This window comes from Pseudofrankia sp. DC12 (assembly GCF_000966285.1).
Classification (GTDB): Bacteria; Actinomycetota; Actinomycetes; order Frankiales; family Frankiaceae; genus Pseudofrankia.
The window spans coordinates 4,390,287-4,405,687 of record NZ_KQ031391.1 but is presented as its reverse complement, the minus strand read 5'-3'; the positions used below and the strand labels follow the sequence as shown (position 1 = coordinate 4,405,687).

General features: G+C 73.1%; 10 protein-coding genes. 9 read left to right on the top strand and 1 reads right to left on the bottom strand.

Features of this window, described 5'->3' with window-relative positions:
• The first annotated feature begins 111 nt into the window (after nucleotides 1–111).
• The 3 genes from FRADC12_RS17760 to groL all read left to right on the top strand — a co-directional run bounded on the left by FRADC12_RS17760 (nucleotide 112) and on the right by groL (nucleotide 3,520).
• Nucleotides 112–1,035 (top strand): lipase family alpha/beta hydrolase, encoded by a 924-nt coding sequence (locus tag FRADC12_RS17760; RefSeq protein WP_232303862.1) that lies wholly within the window; start codon nucleotides 112–114, stop codon nucleotides 1,033–1,035.
• Between the two features lie 310 nt (nucleotides 1,036–1,345).
• Nucleotides 1,346–1,651, top strand: a complete 306-nt coding sequence (groES, locus tag FRADC12_RS17755; RefSeq protein ID WP_013427267.1) for a co-chaperone GroES — start codon at nucleotides 1,346–1,348, stop codon at nucleotides 1,649–1,651.
• Between the two features lie 225 nt (nucleotides 1,652–1,876).
• The gene (groL, locus tag FRADC12_RS17750; RefSeq protein WP_045877498.1) at nucleotides 1,877–3,520 is read left to right on the top strand and encodes a chaperonin GroEL; all 1,644 of its coding nucleotides are present in this window, start codon (nucleotides 1,877–1,879) and stop codon (nucleotides 3,518–3,520) included.
• Between the two features lie 325 nt (nucleotides 3,521–3,845).
• On the opposite strand, the gene FRADC12_RS17745 is transcribed toward groL, so the two are convergent.
• Complete coding sequence (locus FRADC12_RS17745; RefSeq protein WP_045877497.1) at nucleotides 3,846–4,223, bottom strand: WhiB family transcriptional regulator; 378 nt, start codon at nucleotides 4,221–4,223, stop codon at nucleotides 3,846–3,848.
• A 430-nt stretch (nucleotides 4,224–4,653) separates the two neighbouring features.
• On the opposite strand from FRADC12_RS17745, the gene FRADC12_RS17740 reads away from it, so the two are divergent.
• The 6 genes from FRADC12_RS17740 to FRADC12_RS17715 all read left to right on the top strand — a co-directional run bounded on the left by FRADC12_RS17740 (nucleotide 4,654) and on the right by FRADC12_RS17715 (nucleotide 15,219).
• Nucleotides 4,654–5,055 carry a DUF5319 family protein gene (locus FRADC12_RS17740; protein WP_157488910.1) on the top strand — a complete coding sequence of 134 codons (402 nt, stop codon included), beginning with the start codon at nucleotides 4,654–4,656 and terminating at the stop codon, nucleotides 5,053–5,055.
• 250 nt (nucleotides 5,056–5,305) lie between these two features.
• The gene (guaB, locus tag FRADC12_RS17735; RefSeq protein ID WP_045877495.1) at nucleotides 5,306–6,940 is read left to right on the top strand and encodes an IMP dehydrogenase; all 1,635 of its coding nucleotides are present in this window, start codon (nucleotides 5,306–5,308) and stop codon (nucleotides 6,938–6,940) included.
• Between the two features lie 244 nt (nucleotides 6,941–7,184).
• Nucleotides 7,185–8,318, top strand: a complete 1,134-nt coding sequence (locus FRADC12_RS17730) for a GuaB3 family IMP dehydrogenase-related protein (RefSeq protein WP_045877494.1) — start codon at nucleotides 7,185–7,187, stop codon at nucleotides 8,316–8,318.
• Between the two features lie 224 nt (nucleotides 8,319–8,542).
• Nucleotides 8,543–10,168: a YML083C domain-containing protein gene (locus tag FRADC12_RS17725; RefSeq protein ID WP_045877493.1), complete on the top strand. Its 1,626-nt coding sequence runs from the start codon at nucleotides 8,543–8,545 to the stop codon at nucleotides 10,166–10,168.
• A 210-nt stretch (nucleotides 10,169–10,378) separates the two neighbouring features.
• Nucleotides 10,379–13,486, top strand: coding sequence for a hypothetical protein (locus tag FRADC12_RS17720; protein WP_045877492.1), 3,108 nt, complete (start codon nucleotides 10,379–10,381; stop codon nucleotides 13,484–13,486).
• 167 nt (nucleotides 13,487–13,653) lie between these two features.
• Nucleotides 13,654–15,219 carry an ABC transporter substrate-binding protein gene (locus FRADC12_RS17715; protein ID WP_045877491.1) on the top strand — a complete coding sequence of 522 codons (1,566 nt, stop codon included), beginning with the start codon at nucleotides 13,654–13,656 and terminating at the stop codon, nucleotides 15,217–15,219.
• The last annotated feature ends 182 nt before the right edge of the window (nucleotides 15,220–15,401 follow it).

Genomic DNA, 15,401 nt, shown 5'->3' with positions numbered 1-15,401 from the left:
CACGACGGCGCGTGCCTCACCCCGGCCAGAAAGTGATCATCGGTCATAGCTACGCGACTGCGCAACCAGCTGGGGCACCTGGGCAACGCCGCCGGGCGGGCCACCCGGGAGGTGGCGAGTGCGCCCTTCGACGTCGGCCGCGCGCTGACCCGGCGGGTCGCCGCGGCCCCGGCGACCGTGCTCGGCCTCGTCACCGAGGCGGCCAGCCTCGCCACCCATGTGGCGTTCTACCCGGCGGGAGTCCGGGCGGGCCACGCACGCGCCGCCGACCGTTACAGCCTGGCCGGGCTCGGGCCGCTGCAACGCGGCCTGCTGATCGGCCATCCGGCCGCGGCGGGGATGCCGATCCTGCTGGTCCACGGCCTGGTCGACAACCGCTCGATCTTCGCCCGACTGCAGCGAACCCTGCGCCACCGGGGGTTCAGCCACGTCGAGACGGTCAACCTGCCGCTGTACGCCATCGACGTCCCCACCGCGGCGCGGATGCTCGCGGTCACCGTCACCGAGGTCTGCGGCCGGACCGGCTACCAGCAGATCCACATCGTCGCCCACTCGCTCGGCGGTCTGGTGGCCCGGTACTACGTCCAACGCCTGGCCGGCGACGACCGGGTGCACACGCTGGTCACCCTCGGCACCCCGCACGGCGGCACCCGGCTGGCTCATCTGGTCCCTCGGGTGGTCCCGTACCGCCTGGTCGCGTCGCTGCGGCCCGGGTCGCCGCTGCTGACGGAGCTGGCCGAGCCGGCGTCCGGCTGCGGCACCCGGTTCCTCGCGATCGGCGGCGGGCTGGACTCGGTCGTACGGCCCGAGTCGGCGGCGCTGCGCCATCCCGACCTCGTCGGGCGCAACGTCACGGTGCCGGGGCTCGGCCACCACGCGCTGCCGTTCAACGGCGACGTGGCGCACGGCATCGCGGCGGCCCTCGCCGAGCTCGACGGGCCGATCTCCTGGCCGGCCCAGCCAACCGGCCAGCCGCTGACGGCCCGGGAGAGCATCCCGGCGGACCGGGCCGAACCCCCGGCGCAGCGCCGCTAGCCCATCGGGCGCCCAGGCACGGGCAACCCGGGAAACGGCCGAGCCGGCGCTCGATGGCCCCGGCATCGGCCCCCTGCCTGCGCCGATGTCCGGGTAAGCCCGTGCGGCCGGGGCGAGGCGGGGCAGCTATGGGCACCCATGACGAAGCGCCGCCCTTGACAAATCCGACGGGGTCAGTTGACGAGTGCGACACTGGTGCTAAGTTGGCACTCGGCACGTGAGAGTGCCAGCGACATACGGCGCCTGTTCACCCGCGACGGCAGGCCGCCAGGGTCGCTCTCTCATCCAGCGTAGGAAGGGGAGGTCGATCGTGACGACCGCCACCAAGGTTGCCATCAAGCCTCTCGAGGACCGGATCGTCGTCCAGCCGTCGGACGCTGAGACCACGACCGCCTCGGGCATCGTGATCCCGGACACCGCCAAGGAGAAGCCCCAGGAGGGCAAGGTCCTCGCGGTTGGCCCGGGCCGGTTCGAGGACGGCAAGCGCGTCCCGCTCGACGTCAAGGTCGGCGACGTCGTGCTGTACAGCAAGTACGGCGGCACCGAGGTCAAGTACGCCGGCGAGGAGTACCTGGTCCTCTCGGCCCGCGACGTCCTCGCGATCATCGAGAAGTAAGTCGGTTGAGGGGCGCGCCGGCCCACCCCGCTCGGTGGCCTCCGGCCACCTTCGCCGGGCCCGTGATGTCTGCCCGGGGGGGACGACCCCCCGGGCCCCCCGATGTCGAGCTTCGCTCGACCGAGGTCCGGGGGGCCGTCCCATAAGACGACATTCATCAGACGGCAGGCCGGTGCGCCCCTTCGGCGTTCTGCCGGAGACCGGCAGCGGGAGGAACCGCACCATATGAGCAAGATCCTCACATTTCGCGAGGACGCGCGGCATGCGCTCGAGCACGGGGTGAACACCCTGGCCGACGCGGTCAAGGTGACCATCGGCCCGCGTGGGCGCAACGTCGTCCTCGACAAGTCCTACGGCGCTCCGACCATCACCAACGACGGGGTCACCATCGCCCGCGAGGTGGAGCTGACCGACCCGCACCAGAACCTTGGCGCCCAGCTCGTCAAGGAGGTAGCGACCAAGACCAACGACGTCGCCGGCGACGGCACGACGACGGCGACGGTGCTGGCCCAGGCGATGGTCCGTCAGGGTCTCAAGGCGGTCACCGCCGGCGCTGCCCCGGTGTCGCTCAAGAACGGCATCGAAGCGGCCGTCGAGGCGGTCTCGAAGGCGCTGCTCGACGCGGCCATCGAGGTCAGCTCGAAGGAGACGATCGCCCAGGTCGCCGCGATCTCCGCGCAGGACACGCAGGTCGGCGAGCTGATCGCCGAGGCGATCGACAAGATCGGCAAGGATGGTGTCATCACCATCGAGGAGAGCCAGACCATGGGTCTGGAGCTCGAGCTGACCGAGGGGATGCAGTTCGACAAGGGCTACATCTCCCCGTACTTCGTGACCGACCAGGAGCGGATGGAGGCCGTCCTCGAGGACGCCTACGTCCTGCTGCACCCCGGCAAGATCGGCGCTCTGAACGACCTGCTGCCGGTGCTCGAGCTCGTGGTACAGGAGCGCAAGCCGCTGCTGATCATCGCTGAGGACGTCGACGGCGAGGCGCTCTCCACCCTGGTCGTCAACTCGATGCGCAAGACCTTCCAGGTCGTCGCGGTCAAGGCGCCGGGCTTCGGCGACCGCCGCAAGGCGATGCTGCAGGACCTCGCCGTGCTCACCGGCGGTCAGGTCATCGCCGAGGAGGTCGGCCTCAAGCTCGAGTCGGCCACCCTCGACGACCTCGGCCGGGCCCGCCGGATCGTCGTCGACAAGGACACCACCACGGTGGTCGACGGCGCCGGTGACAGCGAGTCGGTCTCCGCCAGGGTCAAGCAGATCCGGGCCGAGATCGAGGCTTCCGACTCCGACTGGGACAAGGAGAAGCTGCAGGAGCGGCTGGCGAAGCTTGCCGGCGGCGTCGCGGTCATCCGGGTCGGCGCGGCCACCGAGGTCGAGCTCAAGGAGAAGAAGCACCGTCTGGAGGACGCGGTCTCCGCTACCAAGGCGGCGATCGACGAGGGCGTTGTCGCCGGTGGCGGCTCCGCGCTCGTGCACGTCGCCAGCGCGCTGGACGGCGACCTCGGCAAGACCGGTGACGAGCGGTCCGGGGTTCGGCTGGTGCGGTCGGCACTGACCGCACCGCTGTACTGGATCGCGCGCAACGCAGGTCTCGACGGCCCGGTCGTCGTGTCCAAGGTCTCCGAGCAGCCGGTCAACCACGGCTTCAACGCGGCCACCCTGGCCTATGGCGACCTGATCGCCGACGGGGTCATCGACCCGGTCAAGGTCACCCGGTCGGCCGTCGCGAACGCCGCTTCGATCACGGCGCTGCTGCTGACCACCGAGGCCCTCGTCGTGGAGAAGCCGGCCGAGGCGGCCCCCGCCGCGGCTGGCCACGGCCACGGCCACGGGCACGGGCACAGCCACGGGCCCGGCTTCTAGGCGCGGGTTCCCGCGGGACGAGAAGAGCCCGGCCGGTGCACCAGCACCGACCGGGCTCTTTCGTTGCCTGGGCAGCCGGCCACCCTAGCCACGATTACTCGGCGTTACCAGCCTCTCGTCATGCGCGGTGTCCCGCGTACCCATCGCGGGTGAGCCGGCGGCCGGCCCCGCGATGTCGGCATCTGGCCACCTGCCGGTCCTCGGCACATGGCCCCCTGCCGGTCCCCGGCACATGGCCCCCCGCCGGTCCCGGGCAGATGGCGACCCGTCGATCCCCGGCATCAAGCCATCACCGGCTCCGCCGGCTAGCCACAGCCGCGCCCGCTCAGGCGACGACGGGCGCCTGGCGGTAGGCCTCGTCGGTGTCCGCCGCGTGGTTCGCGACGTGCCCCACCGGCACGTTGTTCTGGCGCGTGCCGCCACGCCGGGTCCGGCCGGTCAGGATCGCCTCCCGCTCGGACTCGCTCATCCCGCCCCAGACCCCGTAGGGCTCGCGGGCGGACAACGCGTGCTCAGCACACTCCTTGATCACCGAACAGCGCGCGCAGATGGCCTTCGCGGCCGCCTCGCGAGCCGCCCGGGCCGGGCCACGCTCGCCCTCCGGGTGGAAGAAGAGCTCGGTGCTCTCCCCCCGGCAGGCGCCGTGCAACTGCCACTCCCATTTCTCCGCGCCGGGTCCAGGCAGACGTCGGACGTCGGTCATCGGCTGAGCCCCCCTCGTTCGCCCCTCAGCGTTCGCCCCTCGGCCGTCGAGCCGCGGCGGCGACCTGCGTTGCCCGCACACCGTAGGCCGGACCACCCCTGTCTCGATCTTGAAAAATTCACCCGGCCCGAGCCGGCCGCGCTGGCCGGAACGACCCTCCGCGAGCGCGGTCGCGGAGCCGAAGACGTGCCGTCTCCCGACCGACGCGGAAGAGTCAGATGATTGGGCGCTACCCGCCGCCGGACCAGGCAACCGGGGCCGCGGGCCGCAGTTCGTGCTGGTCGGGCCGATTTCCCGGGACCGGTGGGAGGAGCTACCGTGCGCCGGCCCGCCCCCCGGGAAACGGGGCGACATCTCCGGACAGTCACCCGAGGTTCCGGCATCCCCGGATCCACGGCCACTCCGTGGGACGACCTGCGCTGGGCGTAGCGTGGAGCGAGTGAGCGACGAGCCCATCGACCCGTTCGCGGACGACCCGGAGGACCCGGCGTCCGAGCTCGCCCAGCTTGACCTGGGTGAGGACCTGCTCGAGCCGCTCTCGCTACACGAACGCGAGGAAGTCCTCGCGGAGCTCGGTGACCTGGACGTGTTCCGGACCCTGCTGGAGCCGCGCGGCTACCGCGGGCTGGTGGTCGACTGCGAGGGCTGCGCCGAGCCGCACTACTTCGACTGGGACCTGCTGACCGGCAACCTGCGCCACCTGCTCAACGAGGGCCGGACCCGGGTACACGAGCCCGCGTTCGCCCCTGACCCGAGCTGCTACGTCTCGTGGGACTACGCCCGCGGCTATGCGGACGGCGTCTGCGAGAACTCGGAGGCCTCCGAGGCCTGAGCGGCTCCGCTCATTCGTGACAACGCCCACATGGCGGGGTGGCTGACCCTTTCGACCGGCAGCCTCGCCGGCACACTGTTGTTTCCAACAGATGTCGGCCCGGACGGTACCGGCCAGGCGCGCCGTCACCACGGGACTGTGTGGGCTTGACAGCTCCACAGGCGTGGGCAGGCCTGTCAGGGGTCATGATGTCTGCACGGGGTCTCCCAGGACCCCGCAGCCGGCCGGCGCAACCCGAACGGAAGGTGCAATGGACGCTCCCGTCGCCACCCCGACCCCGATCGCGGCCGCGCCGTCGGCCCGGCCCGCGGCGGCCGGAGACCCCGTCGCCGAACTGGCCGGAGCTCCCGACCTCGCCGACCAGGCCGCGACCGCGGCGCTGCCGACGACGAAGCTCGCGATGCTCGGCCTGACCTACGACGACGTCCTGCTGCTGCCCGCGGCCTCGGACGTCGTCCCGGCCGAGGTCGACACCTCGACCCGGCTCTCGCGCAACATCCGGCTGGCCATCCCGCTGGTCTCCTCCGCGATGGACACCGTCACCGAGCACCGGATGGCGATCGCGATGGCCCGCCAGGGCGGCGTCGGGGTACTGCACCGCAACCTGTCCGTCGAGGACCAGGCGCAGCAGGTCGACATGGTGAAGCGGTCCGAGTCCGGCATGATCAGCGCCCCGATCACCTGCGGCCCCGCGGCCTCCATCGACGAGGCGAACGCGATGATGGCCCGTTACCGGATCTCGGGCGTGCCGGTCACCGGCGAGGACGGCACGCTGCTGGGCATCGTCACCAACCGCGACATCCGCTTCGAGCGCGACTTCGCCCGCCCGGTCCGCGAGGTGATGACGCCGATGCCGCTGATCACCGCGCCGGTCGGGGTCAGCAGCGACGAGGCGCTGCGGCTGCTGCGCCAGCACAAGATCGAGAAACTCCCGATCGTGGACGACCGCGGCCGGCTGTGCGGGCTGATCACCGTCAAGGACTTCACCAAGCGGGAGCGCTACCCGCTCGCCACCAAGGACGTGGACGGCCGCCTCATGGTCGGCGCCGCGATCGGTGTCGGCGAGGACGCGTTCAAGCGGGCCCAGGTTCTGGTCTCCGCCGGCGTCGACTTCCTCGTTGTCGACACCGCGCACGGCCACCAGCGGGCGGTGCCCGAGATGGTGCGCCGGATCAAGGCGGAGTGGCCGCGGGGCATCGCCGGCCGGCCGCTGGACGTCATCGGCGGCAACGTGGCCACCGCCGCCGGTGCCGCGACGCTGGTCGCCGCGGGCGCGGACGCCGTCAAGGTCGGAGTGGGCCCCGGCTCGATCTGCACCACCCGGGTCGTCGCCGGCGTCGGCGTCCCCCAGGTCACCGCCATCTACGAGGCGGCTCGCGCGGCCCGCCCGCACGGCGTCCCGGTCATCGGCGACGGCGGCCTGCAGCACTCCGGCGACATCGCCAAGGCGCTCACGGTCGGCGCGGACACCGTGATGCTCGGCAGCCTGCTGGCCGGCGTCGACGAGAGCCCGGGCGAGCTGATCTTCATCAACGGTAAGCAGTACAAGGCCTACCGCGGGATGGGATCGCTCGGCGCGATGCGCAGCCGAGGCGGTGCGAGGTCGTACTCCAAGGACAGGTACTTCCAGGACGATGTGCTCTCGGACGACAAGCTCGTCCCCGAGGGCATCGAGGGGCAGGTGCCCTACCGCGGCTCGCTGGCCGCCGTCGCCCACCAGCTCGTCGGCGGCCTGCGCGCCGGCATGGGCTACGCCGGCGCCCCCACCGTCCGCCACCTGCAGGAACACGGCCAGCTCGTCCGGATCACCACCGCCGGGCTGATCGAGAGCCACCCCCACGACATCCAGATGACGGTCGAGGCACCCAATTACACCGGCCGCTAAGCCGATCGGCCGGAGACGGCGCTTCGCGCCTCCGCCGACCTCCCAGATCGGCTTCGCCAATCAGGCAGGGACCCTGTCTCCGCCTGTCGCGCGCCTAGGGCGCCCTCCTGGCCCTTGATCGTGCTTGTGCCGAAAATCTGAGGTGCCGGCGGTCACGCGCCGGTTTCCTGGTTGGGTTGCGATGGCGAGTCGCGTGTAGGGCCAGGTACCGCCGTTTGGGCGATCTTCGAAGGAAAGGCCAGCGTTGGCTGAGGTTGAGATCGGTATCGGTAAGAGCGCGCGGGTCGGGTACGACCTGGCGGCGGTCGGGATCGTCCCGTCCCGGCGGACGCGCGACCCAGCGGACGTCTCGCTGGCCTGGCAGGTGGACGCGTACCACTTCGACCTGCCGATCGTCGCGGCGGCCGCCGACGCCGTCACCTCGCCCGACTCCGCCATCACCGTCGGGAAGCTCGGCGGGCTCGGGGTGCTGCACGTCGAGGGGCTCTGGACCCGGCACGAGGACCCGCTGCCGCTGGTCGCCGAGCTGGCCGGCCTGCCCCAGGCGGTCGCGACCGGCCGGCTGCGCGAGCTCTACCGGGCACCGATCCGCCCCGAGCTGATCGCGGAGCGGGTCGGCCAGGTCCGGGACGCGGGCCTGGTCACCGCGGCGGCGCTGCGGCCACAGAAGGTCAGGGCGCTGAGCGCCGACCTGCTCGCCGCCCAGGCCGACCTGCTCGTCATCCACGGCCCGGCGGTCTCCGCCGAGCACCAGTCGACCCGAACCGAACCGCTGAACCTCAAGCGCTTCATCGGCGACCTGGACATGCCGGTCCTGGTGGGTGGATGTGCTTCGTTCTCGACCGCGCTGCACCTGATGCGCACCGGCGCCGCCGGCGTGATCGTCGGGGTCGGCACCGGTGGCGGCGACGCGAACCGCGCCGAGCTCGGGATCGGCGTGCCGCTGGCGACCGCGATCGCCGACGCCGCCGGCGCCCGGATGCGCTACCTGGACGAGTCGGGCGGCCGGTACGTCCACGTCATCGCGCACGGCGACCTGCGAACCGGCGGGGACATCGCCAAGGCCGTCGCCTGCGGCGCCGACGCCGTGATGGTCGATCGGGTTCTCGCCGGCGCCACGGACGCGCCAGGGCAGGGCGGCATGTGGTCGATGGACGTGCTGCACTCGGACCTGCCGCGCGGCGGCTGGCAGCCGGTCGAGCAGGCCGGCACGCTCGAGCAGCTTCTTGTCGGGCCGGACCAGGGCGGCGCGGCGAGCACGGTCAGCCTCGCCGGCGCGCTGCGGGCCGCGATGGCCACCACCGGCTACGCCAGTCTGAAGGAGTTCCAGAAGGCCGAGATCATGCTTTCGGCCGCGGCGGTCCAGCCGTCGCGCTGAACCTCGACGCCGACGACCCGGGGCGGCACCAGACGTCGCCGACTGGTCACGCCTCGTGGATGGTGAGGTTCGGATTTCCACCTGACGTCCTGACCCAGGCCCCTGTGGGTCGCCTGTGGGCGGCGTTGGGCTGGCCCTGAGATGGCCGGCGCGCACCCCCGGCGTTGCCGCCGCGCCCTACGTGGCACCCTTGGAGCGTCCGTCTCCATCCCGAAGGATCACAAATGCGCCTCGACGAGCACGGCCGCTGGGTCAGCGACGACGGCGCCTACGTGTGGGACGAGAGCGCCCAGACCTGGCAGCCGACGACATCACGCCCCGGCGGTCCCACGGCCCCCGGCCCGACCGGTCCCGCCGCCGCCCGCGGTGGTGGCGCGGCCGGCGCGTACGGCGCCAGCGCGGGCGACGCCGGTCATCGGCCCGCGCAGCCGGACACCGGCTGGTACGGGCGCCCAGGCACCGGCCAGCAGCGTTATGAGGAGCCGCGGACCGGCAGCTTCCCGCTGTTCGGCGCGGACCCGCGCGAAGGGCGCGATCGCGAGGCCTCCTGGGCTCCGGCGACCGGCCCGTACCCTCAGCCGTCCACCAGCGGCCGGCCCGGACCCGGCTACGGCACGGACCCGGCCACCGGGGCGAACCCGCTGGACACCGGCGCCAACTGGCGCACCGGGGCGGCCCCGACGCGCGGCGGCGGCGACCGAGGCCAGGCCGGTCCGGGCGCGCCCGGGGTGCCGGGCACCGGCCAGTCCCGGTCCTGGTCAGCCCGGGACCCGTTGGGCACTGGCCCCTACAGCCGTCCTGACGCCCAGAGGACCGGTTCCTACGACCGTGCCGCCCCGCTCGGGACAGGTCCTTTCGACCGCGCCGACCCGTTGGGCACCGGAGGTCCGGCCCGCGGCGGCTACGACCGGGCCGACCCGCTCTCCGGGCCGTTCAACCGGGCCGACCCACTGGGCACCGGCCCCAGCACGGGCAGCTGGCCTCGCGGCGGCACCGGGCCCAGCCAGAGCCGAGGCCCCGCTACCGGGCCGGCGCAGAGCCGGGCCGGATCAGGCGGCACCGGCCCGAGCAGTGCCCGCGGGCTCGACGGCGGTCTGGGCACGGGCATGAACCGGCCGGCGACGCCCGTCATCGGCGACTCCACCGGTCCACCGCCGACGGACACCGGCACCCGCGGTGGCAGCGGGCGGTTCAGCACGTCCTCGTTCACCAAGGCCGGCTCGGGAACCGGGCCACGGGCGGCCCGGCCCAGCGACGACCTCGGCCGGGACCTCGACGACCTGCTCGTCGATGACGACGAGGACGACGACGAGGATGACAACGAGGACTTTGGCCGTCTCGCTCGCGCCCGCGGCCGGCTGGGTGGTCTGGCCCGGACGGGCGGCGCCGAGCCCGGACGCCTCGGTGGCCCAGAGCGCGACGAGGACGACGACGAGCTGGACGACGACGAGCCCGGCGGCCGGGGCCGGTCCGCCAGCGCACTCGTCGGCAAGGTGCGGGCATCCCGAGGCCGGATGCTCGCCGTCGGCGCGGCGGTCATCGTCATCGTGATCGTCGCGGTCGTGCTCGTGCTGAAGGCCACCGGCGGCAGCGGGTCGTCCGGCGCGAACATCACCGCTGGCGGAACCGTCGCCGCCGCGCGCCAGTACGACGCGAGTATCCGCAAGGTCTACCTCGACCAGTGCGTCCAGCAGAGCAACGGCGCACAGGCCTACTGCAACTGCACCTTGCAGAAGCTCGAGGCCGGCTACAGCCAGGAGGACTTCCTGCGCATCAACGCCGACCCCACCTCGGCGACCGGCCAGCGCGTCGTCAAGGAGATCAAGGACGCCTGCAAGTCGATGAGATAGAGCCGTCCGGGGCGGAGACGCGGCGCCTGCCCCGGGCGGGTCCGCCGGACGCCGGATGGGGACGGTCTCGCCGCCTCGACGGGCAGGTCATACTGGTTGGCAACCTTTGGTCGGTTTCGTCGGGCCTGTGCCGTCCCCGCCGCCGACCGCTCCAACCTTCACTCCACCCGCGCGGGACGCGGCGTGGCACCGGACCAGGGGTGCACAGGCTTGCCCACCGATGACCGCGGTCGCCTGCTGAGCGACGACGGCGCCTGGGTGTGGGACGCAGGGTCCCACCAATGGCTGCCGCATGCGCTCGCGCCGGTCAGCCCTGGGCCGTCGGCGGCGGCGAGTCGTGACGACTTCTTCGCGGTCGAGCGGGTCGACGAGGCCGCGGCATCCTCCCGCTCGAACGGGACCAGGGCCGACACGGACTGGGTCATCGGGGGCTCGGCGGGTCGCCCGCGCACGGACGGTGTGGTCGACCCGTTCGCCGTCAGCGCCAGCCGCTGGGACCGCGACGGCTCGGACAGCGGGCTGTCGGTCACGGGGATCGACGTCGGCCCGGCCGCGCCGGTCGCGGGCCCCGCGCAGGTCACGCCGCCCGGCTACGGCACCGGCGGTCGAGACGGCCTGGACTCCTACGGCGCCGGTGGCCAGGCCGCCGGCGGCTACACGCCGGTCCCGGCGCCGCTGCCCGGCCCCGCGACCGGCGCCCCATCGCCCTACGGCGCGCCGGCCCAGCCGGTGAACCGGGCCGCCAACGGTCACATCAACGGCCAGGTCTACGGGTCGCCGTCCGCTGTCCAGACGGGACCACCTCCGGTAGCGCGGTCATGGCCCGCGCGGCCGAGCGGGGGGACGGCCGCCGATCCCACGCCTGCGAGCCCCGCGCCGCAGCGCCCTGGCCCGGTAAGCGGCCCGGTCCGGTTGGGACCGACCACCGGCTCGGTCCGGGTCGGTGGGGACCCGCTGACGACGGGCCGAACCCACCCCGCGGCCAGCGGCCCGACGTCCTGGAACGCCGGACTGCCCGGCCAGCCGCCCGGCGCCGCGGCCGGGCCGGCAGCCTCCCCCGTGAGCGCCCCGGCGCCGGCCCCGCTCCCGGCGCCTCCGGTCAGCCCAGCGCCGAACATCTTCTTCACTCCGGCCCGCGGGCTGCCCGTCAACCGGCCGGCAGCCGAGCCGTCGTCCGGCCAGACCGCCGCGGCGGCCTCCGAGGCAGCCGCCCGCGTCGCGAACCCATGGCGGCCACTTCCCGGGCAGGATGCTCGGGCCGGACAGCCGGACGCCACGGCGTCGCCCTGGCGGACGCCGACGGTGGACGGGCTCGCTGGGCGGGCTGGCGGTCTGGATCCCTACGCCGCCGCCAGGACGGCGCCGCCGCCGGTCGCTGCCCCGTCGACCGACGCCCTGTCCTCCGGTGTCGAGCCGCCCGGCATCCCGACGCCCGGCATCCCGTCGCCACACAACCCGTCGCCACACAACCCGTCGCCGGGCAGCCTGACGCGCGGCACCCTGTCGCCTGGGGCCCCGGCGTCCCGGGGGACGCTCTCGGGTGACCCGGCACGGGTGGCCCCGGGCTTCGACGGGGCGCTGGGAGACCCGGTGGCGGGCAACTGGCGGACGCCGGCGCGTCCCGGCACGCCCCAGGCCGGTGGGCAGGCCGCGGCGAACGGCCAGTGGCGGCGCCGCACGGGCGGCCCCGTCATCGACCCCCGTGACCCGCTCGGCACCGGCGGCCTGCCGTCGTCACGGCCGGTCACGTCGGCACGGACCGGCCCACCTCCCCAGCGTCCCAGCGTCCCGGGCTCGCCGAGCCTCCCTGTCACGCAGTTCCCGCTCCCGGCGACCGGCAGCGGCCGGCAGCCGGCGGCGCCGGTCAGCGGGCCCGCGGCACCCTCCAGCCAGCCGGCCGGCGCGCGAGAGCCACGCGGCCAGGGCGCTGGCCGCCGCGGCCGCCGCTCCGGCCAGAACGACCCGACCGTGCGCGGTGCCCAGAACGCCGCCGGTGACGCCGTTCAGGACGACGGCCGGCTGCCTGGCGCCCAGGCGTACGGCGTTCCGGGGTACCGGGGCGCTCCGTTCGACGCGTCTCCCGTCGGCCCCGACGGGAACGGCCGGCCCGGCGGCGCGGAGCGGCCCGGGCCGCCGCCCGTTCCGGTCGAGATGACCTCGGTGCTCTCCAGGGCGGTCAGTGGCGGGCGGGCAGGCCGGGACCTCCCAGGCGACCTGGGCCGGCCGCACGCGCCCGCCGAGCAGCCGGGCGAGCCTCGCCCGCGCCGCGGGGACGCGCCCGCCACGGACCTGCTCGATCCCGTCCGGCCTGGCGCCGCGGCTCCAGCCCCGAACGGTCAGCCTGGACGGGCCGGCCAGCGCCGGCACACCGCCAGCCGGTCCGGCACCGGCCCGGCTCCCGGCCAGGGCCGCGACGAGGGGCAGGACCGGGGCGAGAGGCAGGGCCGGGACGAGGGCCGCCGCAACAGCGGCCTGCCAGCCGACCGCGGCGGGGCCGCCGGCCAGACCGGCGGCTACCGGGGCGGCGAGGGCGAGCGTCCCGACGAGGCGCGGCCGGCCCGTGACGACCTCGCCGACCTGCTGGAGCCGGCCGTCCCGCAAGGCGGTCAGGAACCGCCGGCGGGGAACGGCGGCCAGACCGGCACCAGGCGCAGATTCGCCACCGAGGACCTGTCGGACCTCCAGGACGAGGTGGCCTCGAGGCGGTCGTCGGCGGGTCGCGGTGCCCATGGTGGCACGAACGACCGACTCACCTGGTTCCGGCACGGCTGGCTCGGGCCGCTCGCGGTGGCTGTCACCCTGGCGCTGGTCGCTCTTGGTCTCTATGTGCTCGTCAGCGGCCGCGGCGGGGGCGCGCGAGGTGGCGGCAGCGTCGTGGCCACCACGCCGCCGGGGCCCGCCGGCACGAACCCGGACGCGAAGGTCGGCAAGGCACTCGTGGACGGCACCTACACCTGCCAGGCGGGTCCGGCGGCCAGCGCCCCGGCCACCACGGGCACCGCCGGTGCCACCGTGGGCGCTGCCGATGCCACCGTGGGCGCTGCCGATGCCACCGCGATCACGGCCGGGACGTCGAGCATTCTGATCGTCCCGGCGACGACTGGCACCTACACCTGGAACGGCCAGTCCGGTGCCTACGCGATCGCGACGCCGAACTACGACGACGCGTCGAACATCATCGCGTCCGTCTCGTTCTCCACCGGCCCCCTGCAGGGCGACATCGCGACCAGCATCGCCGACTGGCCGAAGGGCGGGGGCCGAGTGACCGCGACCGTGACGCTCACCAAGGGCAACACGATGTTCTGCAAGCTCAACTAAGTTTGACGGCACGTTGCCGTATTGTCACCGAAAGGTTTCAGTTACGACCATCCGTGACCGATTTACCTTGTCTGGGCGACCTCAGTACCAGCACTGTTTGCCGCTTCGATTCGTCGCGAAGGACCCAGTCGCCGGGTTTCGACAGGGGTGCGGCAGGATCAGGGGCCATGCGCAGGTCTGACCGCCTTACGGGTAAGAAGCGACCGAACGGCACTTCTGCTGCCGGGGTCGCCGCCGCGGGCCAGCCGAGGCTGGCCGTCGCCACCACGCCCAGTGCGACGAGCCAGGCCAGCGCAGACTCCACCCCGACCGCCGCCAGCGCCGCCGCCCCGAGCGACGCCTCCGCCGCGGCCGGCCCAGGGTCCGACAGAGGCTTCCGGTTCGTCGACAGACGGGCGCTGCTGCGGCTTGCCGGCACCGCCGCGGTCGTCGCGCCGGCGACGAGCCTGCTGGCCGCCTGCACCGGCTCCAAGGGGTCGAGCGGCGTGCGGCCGGTCCGGATCGGCATGGTCACGCCTCAGTCGGGCGCGCTCAGCTCGTTCGCCTCCGCGGACCTGTTCGTGACCGACCATATGACCACCTGGTTCAAGGACCACGGTGGCATCGCCGTCGGCAACTCCACGCATCCGGTTCAGATCTTCGTCCGCGACAGCCAGTCGACCTTCGCTCGTGCCGCCAAGGCCACGACGCAGCTCATCTACGAGGACAAGGTCGACATCGTCCTGGTCGACGCGACCTCCGACACGGTGAACCCGGTCGCGGACCAGTGCGAGGTAGCTGGCGTGCCGTGCATCTCGACGATGTCGCCCTGGGAGTCGTGGTACTTCTCGCGCGGCGGCGACGTGACCCTGAAGAACCCCTTCAACTGGACCTTCCACTTCTTCGCCGGCCTCAATGACTACTACCAGGCCTATGCGTCGATGTGGGGCGACCGGGTCTCGACGGACCGGACCGTCGGGGCGCTGTGGCCGAACAGCGTCGACGGGCAGTGGTTCTCCCACCCCAAGCTGCCGTTCCGCCAGGGCCTCGACAACAACTGGAAGCTGGTGAACCCGAAGCTGCTGGACGGCAAGGGTAGCCAGCAGGATTACCTCTACCAGCCGGGCACCAAGGACTTCACCCAGGTGATCGCGGCGTTCCAGGCCGGGAAGGTCGAGATCGTCACCGGCATCCTCGACGAGGCGGACTTCGCGCAGTTCGAGCGTAACGCGAACTCGATGAGCTTCCAGCCGAAGATCATCACGATCTCCAAGGCCGCGATGTTCGACAACGACCTGCGCACCATCGGCGCCCAGGTCAGTAACAACCTCACGACCGAGCTGTTCTGGTCGGACAGCAGCCCGAACCGCAGCTTCGTGACGAACCAGCCGTCGAAGGACCTCGGCGACCAGTACCGCGCGTCGAACGGCCGGCAGACCACGCCCCAGCAGCTCGGCGCGTCGATGGCACTGTTCGACGTCGCCGCGCAGGCTCTCAGCGCCGTCAACTCGATCGACGACCGGAAGTCGATCGCCACCGCACTGAAGAGCCTTACCGCGCGGACGATCCTGGGCGACGTCAAGTTCGGCGCCCGCGAGGGCCTGCCGCAGAACGTGGCCACCATCCCGCTGAACGGCGCGCAGTGGCGCTGGCACCAGGACAGCTACAGCTTCGATCTGGTGCAGGTGAACAGCAGCGGCAACAACGCGCTGCCGAACCAGGGCCAGCTCGGCGCGATCACCTACGACACCTAGAACAACGGTGGCGCGCGCCGACGGCACACAGCCGTCGGCGCGGCCCTGTCGTCGTCTTGACCGCCCGCCCGACCCCCAGTTCCAGCTAACCCGGCAATACGGCCGCAGAAAGCCTCTCAGGGCCTTTCCGGGCGGCTCTAGCGCGCCTCTCCCTCGCCATGCAACGGCCTACCGCAAGCCGC